Consider the following 21,274-nt stretch of genomic DNA (forward strand, 5'->3'; position numbering starts at 1 on the left):
GGTCGCCGCGGCGGCGCCCGCCGGCGTTCAGCGGCGCTTGCGCAGCGCGCGGCCCACGACGATCGCCGACGCCACGACCAGCGCCGCCGCCGGGGCGGCCCAGCGCAGGGGCGCACCGGCCACGCCGGCCTGCGGCGCGGGGACGGGGGCGTACCGGCCGCGCGGCGGAGCGTGGTCCACCTCCTCGGCGCTGCGGCCGATCATCGTCCGCCGCGCGTGCGCGGCCTCGGCGGGGGGTTCGGGGGCGGCGGGGGGTCCGGGGGCCGCAGGGGGTCCGGAGGCGGCTGGAGGCTCGGGGACCGCAGGAGGCTCAGGAGCCGCAGGGGGTCCGGAGGCGGCTGGAGGCTCGGGGACCGCAGGAGGCTCAGGAGCCGCAGGGGGTCCGAAGGCGGCTGAAGGCTCAGGAGTCGCAGGAGCCCCAGGGACCTCGGGGGCGCCCGGCTCATCCCGATCACCGTGTCCGTCGCGCTCCTCCTCGGCGGGCTCAGCCCCTGCGGGCTCACCCCCGGCAGGCTCACCCCCGGCAGGCTCACCCCCGGCAGGCTCACCCCCGGCGGGCTCACCCCCGGCGGGCTCACCCCCGGCGGGCTCGTCCCCGGCGGGCTCCTCCGGGTCCGGGAGGGAGGGCGGGCGGCTCCCGGCGCCCGCGGCGGTGGGCGGCTCCGCCCGCGTCGTCCCCGGCCGTTCCGCTTCCACGGCCGCGCCCAGGTTCTCCGCGAAACGGGTCAGCAGCCGGCCGGCGGCCGACGTCACCACGTCCGCCGGCAGCTCCGTGACCCGTCCGTCGGCGGCGGCCGTACCGGTGACCGCCAGGGTGCACCCGCCGTCGGCGTCCGCCACCCGGAGCGTGAGCGCGAGCGTGACCGTGCCGGTGCCGCGCGACTCGGTGGCGACGCCCTCGACGGCGTAGGCGCCGTCCGAGCGCCCGGACAGCCGCAGGGAACCCCGGTAGGTGATGGAGTGACTGCCGAAGCGCACCTTCAGCCGTCCCGTGACGGGTGCGGCGCCGGCGTCCTGCTGGAGCCCCGGCACCGCCCGGGCGACCCGGACCGGGTCGGCCAGCACGTCCCTGAGCCGCTCGGCCGGAACCGGAACGAACACCTCATGCTCCATGTCAGCGCAGCCTACCCAGCGGGCGCCCACCGCACCCCCCGACGGCACAAACTCACCCACCGCACGCCGGTACCGGAAACGCGCCCCGGCACCGGGAGCGCGCCTCAGTACCGCGGATGCACCAGCGTGGACGGCGGCAGCCCGGTGAGCCGCGTGCGGGAGGCCGCGCGGGCGTCCCGGAGCAGGGACGCGGAGGTGAGGGTGCGCGGGCGCGGGGCCGCCGGGTCGAGGCGCAGGGCGGGGGGCGTGCGGGCGGCCAGCAGGAAGCCCCGGTCGCGGGCGGTGCGGGGATGCCCCCCGGCCCCCTGGTGAGGGCCCGGCGCGCGGCGCCCCGCCCGCTCGGCGACGCGGTAGGCGACGGTCCGCAGGCCGGCCGCGCGGAGCGTGGCGTCCACCGTCCAGAAGGTCCGGGGACGGGCGGCCACCGGTCCGGCGTGCACGGCCAGCCGCCCGTCGGGGGCGAGCACCCGCCGCAGCAGCCCGTAGAACTCCTGCGAGTACAGCTTCGTGCCGGCCGTGAACCCCGGGTCGGGCAGGTCCGAGACGACCACGTCGTACGTCGCGGTGGGCGTCGAGCGCAGCCTGCGGAAGGCGTCGGATCCGACGACGCGGAGGCGCGGATCGGCGTAGGAGTGCTCGTTCAGGGTGGACAGGCCGGGGTCGTGCCGGGCCAGCCGGACCAGCCCGGGGTCGAGTTCGACGACGTCGACGCGGCGCACGCCCGGATGGCGCAGCACCTCCCGCGCGGCGAATCCGTCGCCGCCGCCGAGGATGAGCACGCGCGCGTGCGGACCGCTCATGGCGGGATGCACCAGGGCCTCGTGCCCGCGCCGCCCGTCGTCGGCGCTGAGCCACAGCCGCCCGTCGAGGAACAGGTCCAGGGGCCGCCCGTCGGTGTCGCCGGTGAGGACGACCTCCTGCACGCCGGTCCGGACGGCCACGCGGACGTCCTGCCCGTACACGGCGTGCCGGGCGGCGCGTTCGAAGTCGTCGGCGAGGACGGTCGCCGTGGCGAGCAGGCTCAGCACCACGGCGTTGGCGGTCAGCAGCAGCCAGCGGGCCCGGCCGGTCATGTCGTGCCGGAACAGGCCGAGGACCAGCGCGGCGCCGACGAGCACGTTGACGGTGCCGGTGACCAGCGCGCCGGTCAGCTGGCCGAGGAAGGGCAGCAGCACGAAGGGGAAGGCGAGGCCGCCGACGAGCGCGCCGACGTAGTCCGCGGCGAACAGGTCCGCGACGGCGCCGCCCGCGTCCTGGCGGCGGACGCGCTGGATCAGCTCCATCAGGAGCGGCACCTCCGCGCCGATCAGCACGCCGATCGTGAGCGAGAAGGCGACCAGGAGGACGTGCGGGGCGTAGGCCCACGGGCCGCCCCAGCCTCCGGTCCAGGCGAAGACGGCGTAGAGCACCATCGCGCTGAGTCCGCCGACGAGGGCGAGGACCGCCTCGACGGCGCCGAAGCCGGCCGCGGCGAACCGGCGCAGCCGTTTGGCGGCGAGCGAGCCGATGCCCATGGCGAAGACCATGACGGACAGCACGACGGAGGCCTGGGTGACCGAGTCGCCGATCAGGTACGAGGCGAGGGCGACCAGTTCGAGTTCGTAGACGAGCCCGCAGGCCGCGCAGACGAAGACGCCCGCCAGCACCAGGAACCGCCCCGTGGCCGGCCGGACGGGAAGCCGCGCCGCCACTCCGGCGCGGGAGCCACCGTCCCCGCGGGAGACGTGCCCGGCGCGCGGGTGGCCGCGACTGCCGGGAGGTCGCCTGCCGGGGCCGTCCGGGGAGCCGCCGGGGCCGGCCCAGGACGGCGGAGAGCCGGGCGGAGCGGGCGCGTGCGGATCGATCACGGGGTGACGTTACGTCACTCCAGCATCGCCCTTCGTCACCCACACGTGTGAAACTGACGTTCCCTCGGGCACCGCAGGTTTATCCGCCACCCGCCCAGGCCGCCCCCGGCCGTTCCCCCGCCCCTCGTCCCACGCACCCGGCCACACCCCCGCGCTCACACCCCCGACGGACTGAGCTGCGACGTCGGCACCCGGACGCCCACCCTCGTCCGGGTCGCGACCAGATGGCCGTCCTGCGGATAGGCGTGCCAGGTCCGCCAGTGCACCTGGCCCTCGTGGCGCTGGACCAGCAGCGCGGTGAAGGCGTGCGGGCTGCCGGGGAAGACGCCGGCCAGCCCGTGCGGGTGGTCGGCGACCAGGGCCAGCAGCTCCTGCGCGCGGCCGGCGAAGGAGCCCGGCGTCAGCACCTCCACGCGGGCGGCGAACTCGTACTCCCAGTCGCCCTTTCGCTTGGCGACGCCCAGCGGCAGGGGCGTGCTGGAGCCGGGGATGCACGCCACGGTCTCCGAGCAGCTGCCCCGCTCCTCCTCCAGCAGCACCTGGTGGGAGGCCCCCAGGAGACGCAACTGGAGCTTGGCGCCCTCCAGTTCGAGGTCGAGGCTGGCGAGCGCGGGCAGTGGCTCGCGCCCCAGGGCCCAGGCGAGGTCCGCGGCGCGCGTGTCGGTGTAGGCGGTGTTCAGGGTCGTGAGCATGGATCGGCTCCGCAAGCACACAAGGAGAGGAAGGTGTGGGGCCTGCGCATCCCGGTCACTGCCGGGGATGCGGCCCGCTCAGCCCAGTCGGCCGGTCAGGAGGGGGGTCAACAGGTCGTCCGAGGAGCTGCGTTGGTGAGGGAGAGGGAATCATGAACTGTGGCGCCACCACAGCGTTTTTACCCAACATCGTGGGGTTTCCATCCCTCAGGGGGCTCCACAGCTCAATTGTTCAACCAGGGCGCACACCCCGCCCGCGCGGCGCGCGCCGGTGTGTGGGAGCGCCCACCGGGTGTGTTTCCCGGCGGGCGCTCGTGGTGGGGACGCGGGGCCCGGCCCAGGCACGGGCCCCGTGGTGCGGATGCGGTCCCCCGTGGAGCTCAGTTGCCCCGTGTCAGCTGCCTCCGCCGCATCCGCCGCCGCCCCCTCCTCCGCAGGACGACGACCCGCCTCCGCAGGACGAACCGCCGCCGCAGGAGGAACTCCCGCCCCCGCCGCAGGACGAGCCACCGGCGGAACTCGAGTGGTGCCCGCCCGAGGACGAGCCGTCGGCCCACCAGCTGCTGCGGCCACGCCGCCCGTAGCGGCCGCGACCGCTGTGGCCGGTGCGCCCGCCTCCGCTGCGTACACCGGCTACGAGCGCTGCCACCAGCACGACTCCGAACACGACCAGGATGATGCTCATGATCATGGCGCCACCCTCCTTCCGCTTCCCGGGCTCGCGCCCGGACGTCCCCCGAAGCAGCCCCCCGTCGGGCGCCCCGCTCTCTGAGTGAAGCCCGGCGATCCGCTCGACCGTCGGCCGGTGGAGCTCGTCGCGTGAACGGGAGATGCCCTCCGCCGCCACGCGCCAAAGCAGAGTTGAGGAACTCCAGAGCTTCGGCGCAGGATGACCGCCATGACCCCCAAGAGCTCCAGCGCACGCCCCCTCCTCAACCGCCGGCTCGCCGAGTTCGGGACGACGATCTTCGCCGAGATGTCCGCCCTGGCCCAGACGACCGGGGCGATCAACCTGGGCCAGGGCTTCCCGGACACCGACGGCCCCGAAGCGGTCCGGGAGGCCGCCGTACGGGCACTGCGCGACGGGCGCGGCAACCAGTACCCGCCGGGTCCGGGCGTCCCCGAGCTGCGCGCCGCCGTCACCGCCCACCAGCACCGCCACTACGGCCTGTCCTACGACCCCGACACCGAGGTCCTGGTCACCGCCGGCGCCACCGAGGCCATCGCCGCCTCGCTGCTCGCCCTGCTGGAGCCCGGCGACGAGGTCGTCGCGCTGGAGCCGTACTACGACTCGTACGCGGCCTGCATCGCGATGGCAGGCGGCACGCGCGTACCGGTCACCCTGCGTCCGCATATGACGGCGGACGGGCAGGGCACCTTCCGCCTCGACCTCGACGAGCTGCGCGCCGCGGTCACCGACCGCACCCGCCTGCTGCTGCTGAACACCCCGCACAACCCGACCGGCACGGTCCTGACCCGCGAGGAACTGGCGGCGATCGCCGAGCTGGCGGTGGAGCGGGACCTGCTGGTGGTGACGGACGAGGTCTACGAGCACCTGGTCTTCGACACGGCCGAGCACATCCCGCTGGCGACCTTCCCGGGGATGCGCGAGCGCACGGTGACCATCGGTTCGGCCGACAAGACCTTCTCCTTCACCGGCTGGAAGGTCGGCTGGATCACCGCCGCGCCCGCCCTGGTCACGGCGGTCCGCTCGGCCAAGCAGTACCTGACGTACGTGGCCTCCGGCCCCTTCCAGTACGCGGTGGCCGAGGCGCTGGCGCTGCCCGACGCGTACTTCGACGCGTTCCGCGCCGACATGCTCGCCAAGCGGGACCTGCTGGCGGCGGGCCTGGCGGACGCGGGCTTCGGCGTGTACCGCCCCTCCGGGACGTACTTCGTCACCACCGACATCCGCCCCCTGGGCGAGAGCGACGGCTTCGCCTTCTGCCGCGCCCTGCCGGAACGCGCGGGCGTCGTCGCCGTCCCCAACGCGGTCTTCTACGACCACCGGGAGGAGGGCGCCCCCTTCGTCCGGTTCGCGTTCTGCAAGCGGGTCTCCGTGCTGGAGGAGGCGGTGGGCCGCCTGAAGACGCGGGCGCGCTGAGACGGCGGGAGCCCGGCCCCGCGGTCGGTACCGGGCCGGGCTCCGCTCACGTCGTGGGGCGGGCTACTCGCCGTCCTCGTCCTTCGGCTTCTCCGCCTCGTTGACCTCCTGCTCCAGGCCGAGCTGCTCCACGAGCCACCGGTCGAACTCGATGGCGGCGCGGACCCAGCTGACCGTCGAGGAGACGAAGTGCTCCAGGCTGACGCCCATGCCGATCAGCATCTGCGCCTCGCCGATCAGGCGGACCGTGCCGTCGTCGTGGGTGTGGGAGTACACCTTGGGCCACAGGGTGCGCCGGTTCCAGTCGTCGATCGACTCCAGCAGCTGGGGCTTCTCGTCGATCTGGTGGGACCGGTCGTAGAACGTGCGCACCGAGAAGACCTGCTGGTCGCCCTCGCCGCGGAACATGAAGTACGTACGGAACTGCTCCCACGGCGCCGCGAGGTCACCCTCGTCGTCGACGACGTACTTGAGCTCCATCTGTTCGAGGAGCTGCTTCACAAGATCCTGATCCGGGACGACGGGGCCCGCCGGTCCTTGGGGCTGCGGCTCGGGCTGGCCCCCGAAGTTCGGAATCGAGGACGGGTCGATGGTCACCGTGAATTTCCCTTCGTACGGATCTGGCCATCCTCCCCCATGCGGGGAGGGGCGTGGCAAGCCCGCCGGGGCCCTGTCAGCCCTGGGCTGACATGATCCGGCCGGTCGGGTGGACGCGGGACGGACGGGGGCGGGCGACGGTGCGGACACGGAACGCGACGACGGGCGACGGCGGCGGAGCGCGGGTGCCCCGGGGGCGAACCAGGTGGCGGCTGTTCGCGGGCCTCGCGACGCTTCCGGTGCTGGTCCTGCTGCCTCTCCTCGTCGCCCTCGTGGGGACCGTCCTCTCCGAGTCGGACGGCCGGGGCGAGGGCAGGGCGGCCGAGCACGTCCCCTGCTCCGAGGCCCTGCGGTTCGGTGGCGCAGCCCTGCCGGACGGCGCGCGCCCGGTCGGGGCGTGCACGTTGCAGGGCTTCCAGGACACTCACTACGGCGCCGCCTTCCGCATGCCCCGCACGGGTGTCCAGGACTGGCTCGCGCACACCTACCCGGACGCCCCCGCGGCCCGGAGGGACACCTGCGTGGGCGGCGGCGATCTGTGTCTGGATCTGGGTCCCGCGCGGGGGCTGCCGGACGGGGTGGACGCCCACGCGGTCCGGGTGCGGGTGGAGTACGAGGCGGCGGGGACGGCACTGGTGCGGTTCGCCGCGTTCACCCTGTGACCCACGGCGGCCCGCCACCCCCGGGGGGTGACGGGCCGCGCGGGGAGGACGGGACCGCGGGGTTACAGGGTCTTGCCGCTCGCCGGACCCACGATCAGCTCGTCGCCGAAGCGGTCGACGCGGACCGTGTCGCCGTCCTTGATCTCGCCGGAGAGGATCTCGCGGGCGAGCCGGTCGCCGATCGCCGTCTGCACCAGGCGGCGCAGCGGACGGGCACCGTACGCGGGGTCCATGCCCTCGACGGCCAGCCACTCCAGTGCCTCGTCGGTGACCTCCAGGGTGAGGCGGCGCTCGGCGAGCCGCCGGGCGAGCGCGCCGATCTGGAGGCGCGCGATGCGGCTCAGCTCGTCCTTGTTCAGCGCCGAGAAGACGACGAGGTCGTCGAGCCGGTTGAGGAACTCCGGCTTGAAGGAGGCGCGGACCACCTCCAGCACCTGCTCCTTCTTCTCCGTCTCGCTGCTCACCGGGTCGACCAGGTACTGGCTGCCCAGGTTGGAGGTGAGGACGAGGATGGTGTTGCGGAAGTCGACGGTGCGGCCCTGTCCGTCGGTGAGCCGCCCGTCGTCCAGCACCTGGAGCAGGATGTCGAAGACCTCGGGGTGCGCCTTCTCCACCTCGTCCAGCAGCACGACCGTGTACGGCCGCCGCCGGACCGCCTCGGTGAGCTGGCCGCCCTCCTCGTAGCCGACGTATCCGGGCGGGGCGCCCACCAGCCGGGCGACGCTGTGCTTCTCGCTGTACTCCGACATGTCGATGCGGACCATGGCCCGCTCGTCGTCGAAGAGGAAGTCCGCGAGCGCCTTGGCCAGCTCGGTCTTGCCGACACCGGTGGGCCCGAGGAAGAGGAACGACCCGGTGGGCCGGTCGGGGTCGGCGATGCCGGCCCTGCTGCGCCGTACGGCGTCGGAGACGGCCCGTACGGCCTCGCCCTGCCCGATGAGCCGCTTGCCCAGCTCGTCCTCCATCCGCAGCAGCTTCTGCGTCTCGCCCTCCAGCAGCCGCCCGGCGGGGATGCCGGTCCAGGAGGCGACGACGTCCGCGATGTCGTCGGCGCCGACCTCCTCCTTGACCATGGTGTCCTTGGCGACCTCCTCCTCGGCCTCGGAGGCGGCCTCCAGGTCGCGCTCCAGGGTGGGGATCTCGCCGTAGAGGAGCTTGGAGGCGGTGTCGAAGTCGCCGTCGCGCTGGGCGCGTTCGGCCTGCCCGCGCAGCTCGTCGAGCTTCTCCTTCAGCTCGCCGACCCGGTTGAGGGACTGCTTCTCCTTGTCCCAGCGGGCGTTGAGGCCGCGCAGCTCCTCCTCCTTGTCGGCGAGGTCGCGGCGCAGCTTCTCCAGCCGCTGGAGGGAGGCCGCGTCGGTCTCCCTGCCGATCGCCAGCTCCTCCATCTTCAGCCGGTCGACGGCGCGCTGGAGTTCGTCGATCTCGACGGGGGACGAGTCGATCTCCATGCGCAGCCGCGAGGCGGCCTCGTCGACGAGGTCGATGGCCTTGTCGGGCAGGAAGCGGGAGGTGATGTACCGGTCGGACAGGGTGGCGGCGGCGACCAGCGCGCTGTCCGCGATCTGCACCTTGTGGTGGGCCTCGTAGCGTCCCTTGAGTCCGCGCAGGATCGCGATCGAGTCCTCGACGGTCGGCTCGGCGACCAGCACCTGCTGGAAGCGGCGCTCCAGCGCCGGGTCCTTCTCGATCCGCTCCCGGTACTCGTCCAGCGTCGTCGCGCCGACCATGCGCAGCTCGCCCCGCGCCAGCATGGGCTTCAGCATGTTCCCGGCGTCCATGGCGGAGTCGCCGCCGGCCCCGGCCCCCACGACGGTGTGCAGCTCGTCGATGAAGGTGATGATCTGCCCGTCGGAGTCCTTGATCTCGGCGAGGACCGTCTTCAGCCGCTCCTCGAACTCACCGCGGTACTTGGCCCCGGCGACCATGGCCCCCAGGTCCAGCGCGACCAGCCGCTTGCCCTTCAGCGACTCGGGCACGTCCCCCTTGACGATCCGCTGGGCGAGCCCCTCGACCACGGCGGTCTTGCCGACGCCGGGCTCACCGATGAGGACGGGGTTGTTCTTGGTGCGCCGGCTGAGCACCTGCACCACCCGGCGGATCTCCTGATCCCGCCCGATGACCGGATCGAGCCTGCCCTCGCGGGCGGCTTCGGTGAAGTCCGTACCGAACTTCTCCAGGGCCTTGTACTGGCCCTCGGGGTCGGCGGTGGTCACGCGTCGCCCTCCCCTGGCCTTGCGGAAGGCCTCCTGCAGCTTCTTCGCACTGGCGCCCTGCCCCTCCAGTACCTCACCGGCCGCGCCGCCCTTCGCGGCGATGCCGAGGAGCAGGTGCTCGGTGGAGAGGTACTCGTCCCCGAGATCCTTGGCGCGGGCCTGGGCGTCGGCGACCACGGCGAGCATCTCACGGCTCGGCTGCGGCGGTGCGACGGTGGACCCGGTCACGCTGGGCAGCCCGGCGACGATGCGCTCGGCGCCGGAACGCACGGCCGCGAGGTCGGCCTCGACGGCGGCGAGCAGGTCGGTGATGTTCTCGTTGTCCTGCCCCTGGAGCAGAGCCAGGAGCAGGTGGGCGGGGGTGAGGTCGGCGTTCCCCTCGGTCACGGCGTGGTTGCTGGCCGCGTTGATCGCGTCCCGGCTCCGGTTGGTCAGCTCGGCGTCCACGTTCTGGCTTCCCTCCTTGCGTCGGCCGTCGGCGGTCCGGCCATGTCTCCCAGTGCTGACTCAGACAACGTACACAAAGTTGAGTCTATTCCACTCAAGGCAGAAGCGGCACCGGTCCCCTCCGGGGGATGACGCACGAGTTCCCCCTCCGCGGGCGTCCGTGCCGCGCGAGGGGTTTTCCGGCCAGGCCGGCGAGCGGGCGATACCCGGAGATATCACCGCATACGACAGCGGCGTCACCGTGTTCAGGTCACGGTGACGCCGCTGCCGGGGGGAAGCACCTGAGCGATTTGTTACGACGGGGGAATCGCGTCAGGCACTGCGGGGGGTGGCCGAGATGGTCCTCACTTCAGGGTCCTCCGGCTGCGCAAGCCGGTGGTCCCTCTGGTCCAGGTTCACAAAGATCATTCCGTACCGGATGGCACACCGCACGGGCTGCGGAGCACCTCGCGGCCGCCGCAGGCACCGGTACGCCCGCACGTCGCCGTCCTCGTCCAGCGTGACGACGACCGGCTCGCCGAAGACGGTCACCATCAGGGAGTCACCGGAGTGGGGGATCGCGGTGACCAGGTCGATGAAGTGCCAGCCGGAGCGGTAGGCGGTGGCCATTTCTCGGCGGAAGGAGCGGTCGTCTGGAGGATTGGTCATCGCGATCAGTCCCACGTACTGTCGGCCGGAACAGCCGCCGGCTCACCCTTGGGGCCCGTGACCGCCAAGAAGTGAACGCCACCCGCTTCGTGCTCGTCGCTCTTCGTACCGGAGAGGCCTGACAGCGCACCCATGGCCACAACGGCGGAGAAGGCGACAGCAAGCACCGAGCGAAGCATTCTGATACGCATAGTCGGCTTCGTCCTCACTTGATGGTCCCTCATTCCCCCGTCGGATAAGACGATGGCTCATTCGGGCACGTCATGGCCACACAATCGGTGCATCATGTTCCTGCACGTTCAGGACCCTGGGGGGTGGAGATTTGGTGACAAAGTGGACTAATTGGGATCATCCCCATACAGGAACCGAGCTGTGCCCGGAAGGAAGTCGCCTCTACGCGCACGCCCTGAGGACTGGGCGCATACCGAGAACAGACGTCGAGGCGACCCCGTGCCTGATGGAACTCGGCCTCCTCCACCCCGACCCGGACGATGCCGACTGGATGCGTCCGGTGCCGCCGTCGATCGCTCTGGCCCAACGGCTCAATCCCATCGAACGCGAAATCACCGAGCAGCGTCGGCTGTCCATAGCGATGGCTGAACTCTTCGAACCGTTCATGGACATCAGCACCCAACAGACGAGTCCCGCGCACTCCATCACGGTCCTGGAAGGCCTCGACCGGATCAACGCGGCACTCGACCTGGCAACCGCCCAGTGCCAGACCGAGATGCTCACCATTCAGCCGAGCGGCCACCGACGCCCCGAGAACCGGCTGCTGGAGGGACTGGAACGCGACAAGCCGTTGATCGAACGAGGTGTGCGTATCCGTACGCTCTACCAGCACACCGCACGGTTCAGCCCCGACCGGCTCGCCTACGCAGATCACTTCAGCGAGGGCAAGGTCGAATACCGCACCATCGACGAACTCGTGGAACGCCTCATCATCTGCGACGAGTCCGTGGCCTTCATCCCCGTCCGCGACGACCGACAGGTTGCTCTGGAACTCCGTCACCCGGGCCTCGTCCGGTACCTGATCAGGGTCTTCGAGTTCATCTGGAGCCGAGCCGTCCCGCTCACGGCGGGCGCTCCCTACGAGACGGCGCCCGACGGCATCACCGACATCCAGCACTCCATCGCGAAGCTCCTCGTCGAGGGCCACGTCGACGAGGCCATCGCCCGCCGCCTCGGCATGAACGTTCGCACCTGCCGGGCCCACATCGCCAAATTGGCCCTGGCCCTGGGCAGCGGCAGCCGTGCCCAACTCGGCTATCTCATAGCCCAGTCGGGGATCCTGGAGCAGGGGCCCCCGAGCGTGGGAGCGGAGCACCGCTCATGAGGGACGAGACGCACCAGCACGATGGTGAGGAGCTGTGCGGGGCAGGTCTCGAGCTCTACTCGCGGGCGCTGCGTGAGGGTCATGTGTCCAGTGTCGCGACCACAACGGCACCCTGCCTCATCGACATCGGGCTCCTGCACCCGGCCGTGGACGACCTGAACCGGCTGGAGCCCGTCTCACCGACGGTCGCCCTCCAGCGGCTGCTGCGCGCCTCGGAGGACCGCATTGCCGACGAGAGGCGACGCTGCCAGCGCATCGCCGACACCTTCGAGTCCCTCATGCGCGTCGGCGCACACAGCGCGGCGAACGAGGAGACCCCGACGCTGCGAATCCTCGGCAGCAAGGAGCGGACGGGTCGGGCCATCGAGGAGGCCATGGACGAGGGCCGGCAAGAGCTGCTCGCGATCCAGCCCCACGACCCGAGCGTCACCCAGCGCCCGCACATCCTCGAAGGGGCCATGAGACGGGACCAGGCCTTCCTCGACCAAGGCGCCCGCATCCGCGTGCTCTATCAGCACACCGTTCGTCACGCTCCATACACGCGCGCCCGCTACGAGCAACTGACCGGCGACGTGGAAGCCCGCAGCCTCGACGAGATCACCGAGCGCCTGATCGTCGTCGACCGCGCCGTCGCCTTCATCCCCGCCAGCGCCGACCGCGCCCTCGCCCTCGAAGTCCGCCACCCCGCCCTGATCGCCTACTTCGTCAACACCTTCGACCGCCTCTGGCGCCTCGCCACCCCCATGCACCCCCAGGCCGTGCAGCCACCGACGCTCAACGGCATCACCCCCCGCCAACGCGCCATAGCGACCCTCCTCGTCGAAGGCCACACCGACGCCGACATCGCCGACCGCCTCGGCATGAACGTCCGCACCGCACGCGTCCACATCGCCAAGCTCGCCGCGACCCTGGGCAGCGACAGCCGAGCCCAGCTCGGCTACCTCATCGGGCGGTCGGGGATCCTCGACCAGGAGCCTGATCAGGCAGGCTGATCACGGCCGGCAGGGGCGGGGAGCCGTCCAGGCCCGCCTGGGCGATGCGCACCCCCAACTGCGTGCGGCTGGTCGCGCCCAGGGTCTCCGACAGGCGGGCGATGTGGGCGCGGGCCGTGCGGACGCTTATGCCGAGCCGTTCCGCGATCACCGCGTCCTGGTGGCCCTCCGCCAGCAGGGCGGCGATGGACTGCTCGCGGTGGGAGATGCCCTCGATGCCGGTGTCGGGGAGCGGGGCGGTGAGGGGGATCGCGAGGCGCCACAGGCGCTCGAAGACCGTGACCAGGTAGGCGATCAGGGCCGGGTGGCGCAGTTCCAGGGCCACCGTGCGGTCGGTGTTGGCGGGGATGAAGGCGACCGTGCGGTCGAAGAGGATGAGCCGGTCGATGACCTCGTCCAGCGTGCGGGCCTCCACCGCGTCCCCCATCAGCTCCAGGTAGGTGAGCAGACCCTGTCCGTGCCGGGCGACGTGGGTGTACAGGTCCCGCATCCGCACCCCGCGCCCGCGCAGCGCCAGCGCCCGGTGCAGCCCCTCCGACAGCTCGTGTTCGCGCCGGATGCCACCGGGCTGGACGGTGAGCACCTCCGTCGTGCAGGCCTGCGTCGCCTCGTCCATGGCGGCCTGGATGCGGGACAGGCCGTCCAGGACGCGGATCGCCGTGCCCTCCGTGCCGGCCGGGGTCTGGAGCTGGCGGCCCAGCCCCGCGTACCACTCGAAGGCCTCCACCGCCGAACCCACCCGCCGCTGACTCGCGCTGACCTCGTCGTGGACCCCGCGCAGCAGCCGGGTCATGACCTCCTGCGGGGAGGTCGGCACCAGCCAGTCCATGTCGTCGGGGTCGGGGTGCAGCAGGGCCAGTTCGAGGAGGCAGGGGACCGGCTCGGCGTCCCGACGGGGCACCCTGCCGCGTCGTACGGCCCGGGAGTACAGGCGATCCCCGGCCGCGCACAGCCGGTCGGCACCGTGTGGATGCTCCTGAGCCCCGTGCCCGGCCATCGCCCATCCCACCCCCGGTTCCGGCACTTTCCGCAGCGCAACTATGCGCGGCCCGGACCGGGTCCGCAACACGGCTCCTCCACTACCGACAGCAGGAATGCACCGGATTCAGCGCTTACGCGCACCCCTCACTTCCCCTCGTTGCAACAAGCTGGAGGTGTCGGAGGGATGTACGCAGCGTGCATGCTGGGTAACGGCGGGACCTGACCGACCCGTCTGCTGCATTCAGGGCGGCAAGGGGGGACGAAGATCGTGATACGTGTGGGAATCCTCGGCCGTGAGCCGCTTGAACGGGCCGGTGTCAGGCGCGTGCTGGAGGACGACGGCAGGATCCGTATCGTGGACGAGGCCTCGGAGACGGCGTCACCCATGGTGCGGACGACCCGCCTGGATGTGCTGGTCAGCAGCCACCGCGACGCGGACGAGGCGCTCGAAGTCCTCCGGTTGGCGAATACGGCCGCGCCGACAGCGGCGGATGCCCCGAGGCCGACTCCGGTGCACGTCGTACTGGTCGACCACTTGTCGGAGCACGCCACGCGCACGCTGCTGTCCCACGGAGCCCGTGGGATCCTGCTGCGCGGCAACTCCGTGTGGCACCTGCCCTGGGCGGTACGGGCGGCAGCCGCAGGCACGATCGCGCTCGCGCCCGTAGCCGCCCGCTTCCTGGTCGATCAATACGTACGGCCGGGCCGTACGGCCGAAGCGGTGGCCACCGCGCGCACCCTGCTGGCGAAGCTCAGCTCTCGGGAGCGGGAGATCGTGCACCTACTGGCGGACGGAGCCTCGAACCCGGCCATGGCCGAGATGCTGGGAATCAGTGCTCACACGGTCAAGGACCACATCCGTGCGGTGTACTCCAAGCTCGGTGTCGACAACCGCGTCCAGGCTTCCCGGATCGTGTGGCAGGCACAGGTGCCCACACAGCCGACGAGCACACAGGCTCGGGGCCTCAGCGCGTACGACGGTGCGGGTGCGCCCACGGTGACACCTTGAGGCCTGTCAGGGACGGGGACCGTGCGTCGCGGAGAGGCCCGGGGTGCGGACCGTCACCTGTCCGCACCCCGGGCCCGGGCATGCCGTGGTCCCCGTCCCGAGCGGCGCCGTACTCCGGTCGGTGACCGCGGGACGCCTCGCGTCAGTCGTTGCGCGGACGCCACACCCGGCCGGCCGCGGACGCCGTACGCGCACCCCACCAGGCCATCACCGCGGCGCACGCCAGCCCGGCCGCGCCCACCGCCGACAGTGCGGACAGCCGGTCCGCGGAGTCGGCCATCAAGGGCGTCGTCACGTACCAGGTCACGGCGACGGCCGCGCACACCGCGAAGGCGGTGGGCGCCAGGAGGGACCAGACGGACACCGCGTAGTACACACGGCCGTTACCGCTCAGCACCGAGACCGGACCCAGTTCGCGGCCCGCCCGGACGAACTGGGCCACCGAGCCGATCCCGGCCACGACCACGATCACCAGCACGCCCGCCACCGACAGCAGTTCCAGCCACCGCTGAGCCGCTATGCCCTCGCCACTGCCACCGAAGGTGCCGGCCATCGCGAAGACCTGCACGGTCGTCGCCATCGCCACGTGCGCGTTGGCGGCTCGGTGCACCCGCGACAGCGCCAGTTGCCGCCCGTCGGCCGCCAGCACCACCAGGGCCGCTTCGTCGTCCCTGCGCACGGTCTCGGTGACGTTGCCCGTACGGGCGTACAAACGTGCCCCGACCGACCGCTCCAGTTCCACCGCCCGAGCCAGACCGGCATGCCGAGTGCGCAGTTCCACCGGACCCGCGTCCGGGCACTCCACGCCCAGGTCTCGCCATACCGGACAGCTCGCGACGAGGTCGGTGCGCCCCGACCGGGAGTCCTTCGTCACGGCCAGGGCGCGCACGCCCGCCCCGAGGTCCCGTTCGAAGGAGGCCACGTCGGCAGTGTCGGTCGACAGCGTCGTCGACACCCGCAGCACGCTGGTGCCGAGGTGTTCCTCCACGGCGTGCACCCGGTCGCTCATATCGGTGAACAGGCTGATCGCGATCTGTCCCTGAGCTGCCAGACCGACCGCGACGACCACCGCTGCCACCAGGCGCGCGACCGGGCGCGCCCCCACGGCCAGCCGTCGGCCCGCGACCAGCATGCCCACCCGGCCGCGCGCGGCTCCGCACCTGGCCAGCACGGGACCGGCCGCGGACACCACCGCCCCGGCCACACCGGGCAGCAGCGCGAGGGTGATCACGCTACCGACCGCCAGGACCGGCAGACGCAGGTCGTAGGGGGCCAGGTCGGTCCCCCGCACCGTGCCGAAGAGGGCGACCGGGAACAGCCACAGCATCCACTCACGGCGCCGTTTCGCGGCCACGGGCCGGGTCGAGGTGCCGGGCCGGGACCGCGGCTGGAGCAGCACGACAGCCGCCAGTACGGCGAGCGGCACGCCCAGCGCGGCGCCCATGAGGACGGGAAGGGCGGCCCGGGCGTCGGGGACGTACAGCACGAAGTCGACGACGGGCAAGGACACGTCGGTGAGGAGTACGGGTGCGACAGCCACGAGCGCCGTGGCCGCGCCGAGTGCAATGGGCAGGCACGCCTCGCCCACCGTGAACCAGGCCCGGGCCGTACCGGAGGCGCCCAGCGCGGTCAGGATCGCGGTCCGGCGGTCCCGGGCCGCGGCGCCGACCCGGGCGGCGATCACGACGAACAGACCGGCCGGAAGACCCACCAGCGCCAGGAAGGCCCAGTAGAACTCCTTCGAGCCGAAGTTGTACATGTGCTCCCCGAGCGAGGGTGTCCAGGAGACACCGAATCCGGACGCCCTGGTCATCGCGTCCGGATCCAGGCGCTCGGCCGTCGGCCGTACGTAGGCGAAGTATTCGCTCGGCGACTCCAGCCCCTCCGGCGCGATGGTCCCCACCGTCTGCCCGTACTCGGCCCGCATTTCAGGCCCGACGGCCTTCAGCGCAGGGGAGAGCACGGCCTCGCCGGGTTTCGGCCACCGGCTCAGGCCGGGCGGCAGGGGCGCGTCGGAGGTGAGGGGCTCGACGTAGACCACGTCGTACTGGCGGCCGTCGACGTTCGCCAGTGTCGCCCGCCACAGCAGGCTGGCGGACCCGGGGGCGGCGGCCTGCGGCCAGCGAGCCTGGCTGCGCTCCGCACGGCCGTCGAAGGAGGAGGCCGCGAGGAGGAATCCGCAGACGGCGAGGACCGACACGGTGGTCGCCGCGAACAGGGCGAAGTACCGGATACGGCCTGCCTCGGCCGCCCGGGACGCCGCCCGCCCCATGCGCAGCAGCCGCCATCGCAGGCCGCCGCCGTTCACCGCGACTCCTCGGCCTGGACCAGTCGTCCCTCATGTAAATGCAGCCGCACGTCGGCGCGCCCGGCCACCATCGGATCGTGGGTCACCACCACCAGGGCGCACCCGTGTTCCCGAGGGGTGCTGAACAGCAGGTCGGCCACGGCTTCCCGTTGCTCGCCGTCCAACGCTCCGGTCGGCTCGTCCGCCAGCAGCAGTTCGGGGGTGTTCACCAGAGCACGGCCCACGGCGACACGCTGCCGCTCCCCACCCGACAGGTCCTGTGTGGCCGTGGCCCCGGGCACCCCGAGGCGGGTGAGCAGCGACTCGGCGCGGAGACGGGCCTCGGTGACCGCCTCGCCGGCCAGCAGACTCGCGATCATCACATTCTCCACCGGGGTCAGTTCCGGGAGAAGCTCGCCGAACTGGAAGACCATGCCGACGTGCCGCCGCCGGTGGGCGGCGAGCGCCCTCGCGGACAGCCGGGTCACGTCCCGTCCGACGATCTCGACGCGCCCCGACTGAGGGCGGATCAGCCCCATGACACACATCAGCAGGGTGGACTTACCGCTTCCGGACGGACCCATCACGGAGACGGACCGGCCCGCCGGCACGGTGAGACCGGCGCCGGTGAGCAGGCTTCGGCCGGACACGCCGTAGACCACCTCGCTCAGCCGCAGAACGGGTGGGGCAGGGGTTGCGGACACGCGGAGCTCCCTTGGTCGGGGGATCACTCGATGGGGGCGGCACCGACAACGCAGGTCTGACCGAGAGGCCGGTCGGCCTCTCGGTCAGGCTGCGGTCGTACTGGGCGGGCGGAACCCGTCAGTTGGAGTACCAGTTGGTGTGCCAGTCCGGCAGGTTGTTGCGTGAGACCGTGCCGCGGGCCTTGAAGATCTCGGAGGCCCTACTGCTCTCGACGGTGCCCTTGTTGCCGTCGTTGTCGGACGGGCCGTTCGGCCCGCCCTTGTTCCAGAGGTTCAGTTTGGTGCCCGAGTGGGCCACGCGGTAGTACTCCGCCTTCACCCAGTGACTGGATCCCGTGTCCTTGATGTTCATGATCGAGCGGTTGCCCTCGGTCCAGAACAGGAGCTCGCCGCTGTAGGAGTGCGGGCCGATCTCGTACGCGAAGGCGGGCGTCGCCGTGCTCAGGGCCAGGGCGGCGATGGCCCCGACCCCCAGCCGTCGTGCGATTCTGACGTTCACCGAACAGGGTCCCCTCGTCCGACGGAGTCCCCGGACCGCAGTGGGCGGCCGGGACGGAACCGCACGAAGCGAGCGATGCGGTTCCTTGCGACTCCCAGCCTGCTTCGTGACGATCAGCGGGATAATCCACCTGTCGGGGGGGATTCGAGGGGGCCCACCCCGAAGGGGGGAAGCCGGACTACTTCAGCCCCATCTCCGCGCAAGCCGCCTCGTACTTGGCCGTGCAGATGTCGGAGACCTTGTAGAAGCCGTCCGCGATGATGGTCCCCTTGATGTTGGCCTGGGTGAGGGCGACGACGGGGACGAGCTGGGCGGGGATGCCCTTGTGGGTGGGGCTGTCGACCTTCTCGCGGGCGAGCGCGTCGAACTGGATGTCCCGGCCCTGGACCCGCGCCACGGCCATCTCCGCGGCGTTCTCCGCCTCCTGCGGGTAGGACTTGTACACGCTCATGTACTGCTCGCCGGTGACGATCCGCTGCACCGCGGCGAGTTCCGCGTCCTGGCCGGTGACCGGAGGCAGGTCGGTGACGCCCGCGGCCTCCAGGGACTTGATGATGCCGCCGGCCATGCCGTCGTTGGCGGAGTAGACGGCGGCGATGTTGTCCTTGCCGATCTTCTGGATCGCCTCGGTCATGTTCGCCTCGGCGTTCTCCGGCTTCCAGTCCGCGGTGTCGAAGGACTGGGCGATCGTCACCTTGCCGTTCAGCTCGGACATCGCGCCCGCCTTGAACTGCTTGGCGTTCGGGTCGGTGGGCGAGCCGTTCACCATGACGACCTTGGCGGAGCTGTCCGCGTTGTCGCCGAGCGCCTCCACGAGGGAGCGGCCCTGGACCTCGCCGACCAGCTCGTTGTCGAAGGAGATGTACGCGTCGATCGGGCCCTCGGCCAGGCGGTCGTAGGCGATGACCGGGATGCCGGCGTCCTTGGCCTTCTGGACGCCCTCCCCGGCGGCCTTCGCGTCGACCGCGTCCAGGACGATCACGTCGACCTGCTCGTCGATCATCTGCTGCATCTGGTCGGCCTGCTTCGACGCGCTCGCCTCGGCGTTGGCGTACTTGACGGTGCCCTGGTCGCGCGTGAGTTCGGCGACCTTCGCCTTGAAGTAGGGGTAGTCGAAGAGGTCGTAGCGCGTGTTCGCCTTCTCCGGGAGCAGCAGGCCCACGGTGATGTCGTCGCCCTTGGTCGGGCTCGCCTTGTCGCTGCTCTCCGACGCGCCCAGCACCCCGCAGGCGGCCATCGAGAGGGTCATCATGGACGCTGCCACGGATATGGCGATACGACGGGCACGGCTGTTCACTGCGCTTACCTTCCGACACACGGGTGTTGTGGTGACCCAGGTGAAGGAAGCCAACGCTGTCTTCACGAAATCGTCAAGAAGTACTGGACCAATGAGACAGCAACGTTGCGAACAGGCCCGGAGGCCGCTCGACCACCGGGCCCTCACCGCCTGCGCGAGCCGGTCAGTCCGGGGACTGTCCGTGCCGCTTGGGCCGCCACACCACCAGGGCGCTGGTCTGCTGGACCTCCTGGTAGGGGACCAGGTCACGGCGGTACGACGCGTGCACCGCCGCCTCGCGCTGGCGCATCGCCGTGGCCGCGCCCTCCAGGGCGTCCTGCATCTCGGCCATGCGGGCCTGGAGCGCGGCGACCTGGTTCTCCAGTTCGATGATGCGCTTGATTCCGGCCAGGTTGATGCCCTCGTCCTGCGACAACTGCTGCACCTGGCGGAGCAGTTCGATGTCGCGGGCCGAGTAGCGCCGCCCGCGCCCGGCCGTGCGGTCCGGGGAGACCAGGCCGAGGCGGTCGTACTGACGCAGGGTCTGCGGGTGCAGACCGGAGAGCTGGGCCGCCACCGAGATGACGTAGACCGGGGTGTCCTCGGTCAGTTCATACGGATTGCGTCGACGACCGTCCATTCCCGTCAAGCTCCCTTCGCGGCCTGGAACAGCTCCGCCCGCGGATCCTCCTCCGCGGTCGCCTCGCGATACGCCTCGAGCGCGTCACGAGCCTTCCCCGTCAGGTCCTTCGGAACACTCACCTCCACGGTGACCAGAAGGTCACCGCGGGTGCCGTCCTTGCGGACCGCGCCCTTGCCCCGGGCGCGCATGGTGCGCCCGTTGGGGGTGCCCTCCGGCAGCTTCAGCGTGACCGGCGGCCCGCCCAGGGTCGGGACGCGGACCTCACCGCCGAGGGCCGCCTCGGCGTACGTCACCGGGACGGTGACCGTGAGGTTGTCGCCCCTGCGGCCGAAGACGGGGTGGTCCTTGACGTGCACGACCACGTACAGGTCGCCCGCCGGTCCGCCCCGCTCACCCGGTGTGCCCTTGCCGCGCAGCCGGATGCGCTGCCCGTCGGAGACCCCGGCCGGGATGCGGACCTGCATGGTCCGGGAGGACTTGGCCCGCCCGGAGCCCTTGCAGACGTCGCAGGGGTCCTCCGCGATCAGGCCGCGGCCCTTGCAGTCGGGGCACGGGTCGGTCAGCGAGAAGCCGCCGCCCGAACCCCGGGCGACCTGCCCGGTGCCGACGCAGGTCGGGCACACGCGCGGTGTGCCGTTCTTGTCGCCGGTCCCCGAACAGGCCTTGCAGGGTGCCTGCGACGACATCCGCAGCGGGACCGTCGCGCCCTCGATGGCCTCGGTGAAGCTGAGGGTGACCTCGGACTCGATGTCCTGGCCGCGGCGCGGCTGGGTCCGCGTGCCGGTGCCGGGGCCGCCGGCACCGGTGCGGTTGAACAGCCCGCCGAAGACGTCGCCCAGGCCGCCGCCGAAGCCGCCGGCGCCCTGGCCCCCGCCCTGGGCGCCGCCTCCGAAGAGGTCGCCCAGGTCGAAGTTGAAGGTGCCGCCGCCGCCCGCGCCCGGCCCCGGGCGGAAACCGCCGTTGCCGAAGAGGGCGCGGGCCTCGTCATACTCCTTGCGCTTCTTGGGGTCACCGAGGATGTCGTTGGCCTCGGAGATCTCCTTGAAGCGCTCCTCCGCCTTGACGTTTCCCTTGTTGGCGTCCGGGTGGAACTCGCGGGCGAGCTTCCGGTACGCCTTCTTGATCTCGGCCTCGGTGGCGTCCTTGGGGACGCCGAGGACCTTGTAGTAGTCCTTCTCGATGAAGTCCTTGGTGCTCATCCCCGACGTCCCTCCTTCCTCGTCG

Annotated in this window: 18 protein-coding genes; 5 read left to right on the forward strand and 13 right to left on the reverse strand. The window is 71.8% G+C overall.

Annotated elements, in window-relative coordinates:
* Nucleotides 1-27 precede the first annotated feature (27 nt).
* The 3 genes from ACGF5T_RS04910 to ACGF5T_RS04920 all read right to left on the reverse strand — a co-directional run bounded on the left by ACGF5T_RS04910 (nt 28) and on the right by ACGF5T_RS04920 (nt 3,652).
* A complete protein-coding gene (locus ACGF5T_RS04910) occupies nt 28-1,113 on the reverse strand; it encodes an SRPBCC family protein (RefSeq protein ID WP_366766478.1) in 1,086 nt (361 codons plus the stop codon).
* Between the two features lie 104 nt (nt 1,114-1,217).
* A complete protein-coding gene (locus ACGF5T_RS04915) occupies nt 1,218-2,960 on the reverse strand; it encodes a polyamine aminopropyltransferase (RefSeq protein WP_366766479.1) in 1,743 nt (580 codons plus the stop codon).
* 155 nt (nt 2,961-3,115) lie between these two features.
* Nucleotides 3,116-3,652: a DUF2617 family protein gene (locus ACGF5T_RS04920; RefSeq protein WP_356602359.1), complete on the reverse strand. Its 537-nt coding sequence runs from the start codon at nt 3,650-3,652 to the stop codon at nt 3,116-3,118.
* A gap of 898 nt (nt 3,653-4,550) precedes the next feature.
* Between ACGF5T_RS04920 and ACGF5T_RS04925 the strand changes: the two genes are divergently transcribed.
* Complete coding sequence (locus tag ACGF5T_RS04925) at nt 4,551-5,756, forward strand: pyridoxal phosphate-dependent aminotransferase (RefSeq protein ID WP_366766480.1); 1,206 nt, start codon at nt 4,551-4,553, stop codon at nt 5,754-5,756.
* Between the two features lie 63 nt (nt 5,757-5,819).
* Here the strand turns inward: ACGF5T_RS04925 and ACGF5T_RS04930 are convergent, their stop codons facing one another.
* Entirely contained in the window at nt 5,820-6,353 is a 534-nt protein-coding gene (locus ACGF5T_RS04930) for a YbjN domain-containing protein (protein ID WP_356602363.1), read from the reverse strand.
* A gap of 185 nt (nt 6,354-6,538) precedes the next feature.
* Here ACGF5T_RS04930 and ACGF5T_RS04935 point away from each other — a divergent pair, with 185 nt between their 5' ends.
* On the forward strand, nt 6,539-7,015 hold the full coding sequence (locus ACGF5T_RS04935) for a hypothetical protein (protein ID WP_356602365.1): 477 nt from the start codon (nt 6,539-6,541) through the stop codon (nt 7,013-7,015).
* A gap of 62 nt (nt 7,016-7,077) precedes the next feature.
* Here ACGF5T_RS04935 and clpB read toward each other — a convergent pair whose 3' ends face one another.
* Both clpB and ACGF5T_RS04945 read right to left on the reverse strand, forming a co-directional pair.
* Nucleotides 7,078-9,675 carry an ATP-dependent chaperone ClpB gene (gene clpB, locus ACGF5T_RS04940; RefSeq protein ID WP_356602367.1) on the reverse strand — a complete coding sequence of 866 codons (2,598 nt, stop codon included), beginning with the start codon at nt 9,673-9,675 and terminating at the stop codon, nt 7,078-7,080.
* A gap of 312 nt (nt 9,676-9,987) precedes the next feature.
* Nucleotides 9,988-10,323, reverse strand: coding sequence for a hypothetical protein (locus tag ACGF5T_RS04945; protein WP_356602369.1), 336 nt, complete (start codon nt 10,321-10,323; stop codon nt 9,988-9,990).
* Nucleotides 10,324-10,645: 322 nt separating this feature from the next.
* Here ACGF5T_RS04945 and ACGF5T_RS04950 point away from each other — a divergent pair, with 322 nt between their 5' ends.
* Together ACGF5T_RS04950 and ACGF5T_RS04955 are read left to right on the forward strand one after the other, a co-directional pair.
* Nucleotides 10,646-11,659: a helix-turn-helix transcriptional regulator gene (locus ACGF5T_RS04950; RefSeq protein ID WP_356602371.1), complete on the forward strand. Its 1,014-nt coding sequence runs from the start codon at nt 10,646-10,648 to the stop codon at nt 11,657-11,659.
* Nucleotides 11,656-12,651: a LuxR C-terminal-related transcriptional regulator gene (locus ACGF5T_RS04955; RefSeq protein ID WP_356602373.1), complete on the forward strand. Its 996-nt coding sequence runs from the start codon at nt 11,656-11,658 to the stop codon at nt 12,649-12,651. The genes ACGF5T_RS04950 and ACGF5T_RS04955 overlap by 4 nt, the downstream gene beginning before the upstream one ends.
* On the opposite strand, the gene ACGF5T_RS04960 is transcribed toward ACGF5T_RS04955, so the two are convergent.
* Nucleotides 12,602-13,648 carry a helix-turn-helix transcriptional regulator gene (locus tag ACGF5T_RS04960; protein ID WP_356602375.1) on the reverse strand — a complete coding sequence of 349 codons (1,047 nt, stop codon included), beginning with the start codon at nt 13,646-13,648 and terminating at the stop codon, nt 12,602-12,604. The genes ACGF5T_RS04955 and ACGF5T_RS04960 overlap by 50 nt on opposite strands.
* A 339-nt stretch (nt 13,649-13,987) precedes the next feature.
* Between ACGF5T_RS04960 and ACGF5T_RS04965 the strand changes: the two genes are divergently transcribed.
* A complete protein-coding gene (locus ACGF5T_RS04965) occupies nt 13,988-14,641 on the forward strand; it encodes a response regulator transcription factor (protein WP_392886908.1) in 654 nt (217 codons plus the stop codon).
* A gap of 142 nt (nt 14,642-14,783) precedes the next feature.
* Here ACGF5T_RS04965 and ACGF5T_RS04970 read toward each other — a convergent pair whose 3' ends face one another.
* The 6 genes from ACGF5T_RS04970 to dnaJ all read right to left on the reverse strand — a co-directional run bounded on the left by ACGF5T_RS04970 (nt 14,784) and on the right by dnaJ (nt 21,249).
* Nucleotides 14,784-16,949 (reverse strand): hypothetical protein, encoded by a 2,166-nt coding sequence (locus ACGF5T_RS04970; RefSeq protein ID WP_366766482.1) that lies wholly within the window; start codon nt 16,947-16,949, stop codon nt 14,784-14,786.
* Entirely contained in the window at nt 16,946-17,632 is a 687-nt protein-coding gene (locus tag ACGF5T_RS04975; RefSeq protein WP_366766483.1) for an ABC transporter ATP-binding protein, read from the reverse strand. The genes ACGF5T_RS04970 and ACGF5T_RS04975 overlap by 4 nt, the downstream gene beginning before the upstream one ends.
* A 118-nt stretch (nt 17,633-17,750) precedes the next feature.
* Nucleotides 17,751-18,131 carry a hypothetical protein gene (locus ACGF5T_RS04980; RefSeq protein ID WP_356602383.1) on the reverse strand — a complete coding sequence of 127 codons (381 nt, stop codon included), beginning with the start codon at nt 18,129-18,131 and terminating at the stop codon, nt 17,751-17,753.
* A 178-nt stretch (nt 18,132-18,309) separates the two neighbouring features.
* Nucleotides 18,310-19,428, reverse strand: coding sequence for a substrate-binding domain-containing protein (locus ACGF5T_RS04985; RefSeq protein WP_366766484.1), 1,119 nt, complete (start codon nt 19,426-19,428; stop codon nt 18,310-18,312).
* Between the two features lie 163 nt (nt 19,429-19,591).
* Entirely contained in the window at nt 19,592-20,047 is a 456-nt protein-coding gene (locus ACGF5T_RS04990; RefSeq protein ID WP_356602387.1) for a heat shock protein transcriptional repressor HspR, read from the reverse strand.
* Between the two features lie 5 nt (nt 20,048-20,052).
* Nucleotides 20,053-21,249, reverse strand: coding sequence for a molecular chaperone DnaJ (gene dnaJ / locus ACGF5T_RS04995; protein ID WP_356602389.1), 1,197 nt, complete (start codon nt 21,247-21,249; stop codon nt 20,053-20,055).
* Between the last annotated feature and the right edge of the window lie 25 nt (nt 21,250-21,274).

Origin of the sequence: Streptomyces sp. NPDC047853 (assembly GCF_043204535.1) — a bacterium.
Lineage (GTDB): Bacteria > Actinomycetota > Actinomycetes > Streptomycetales > Streptomycetaceae > Streptomyces.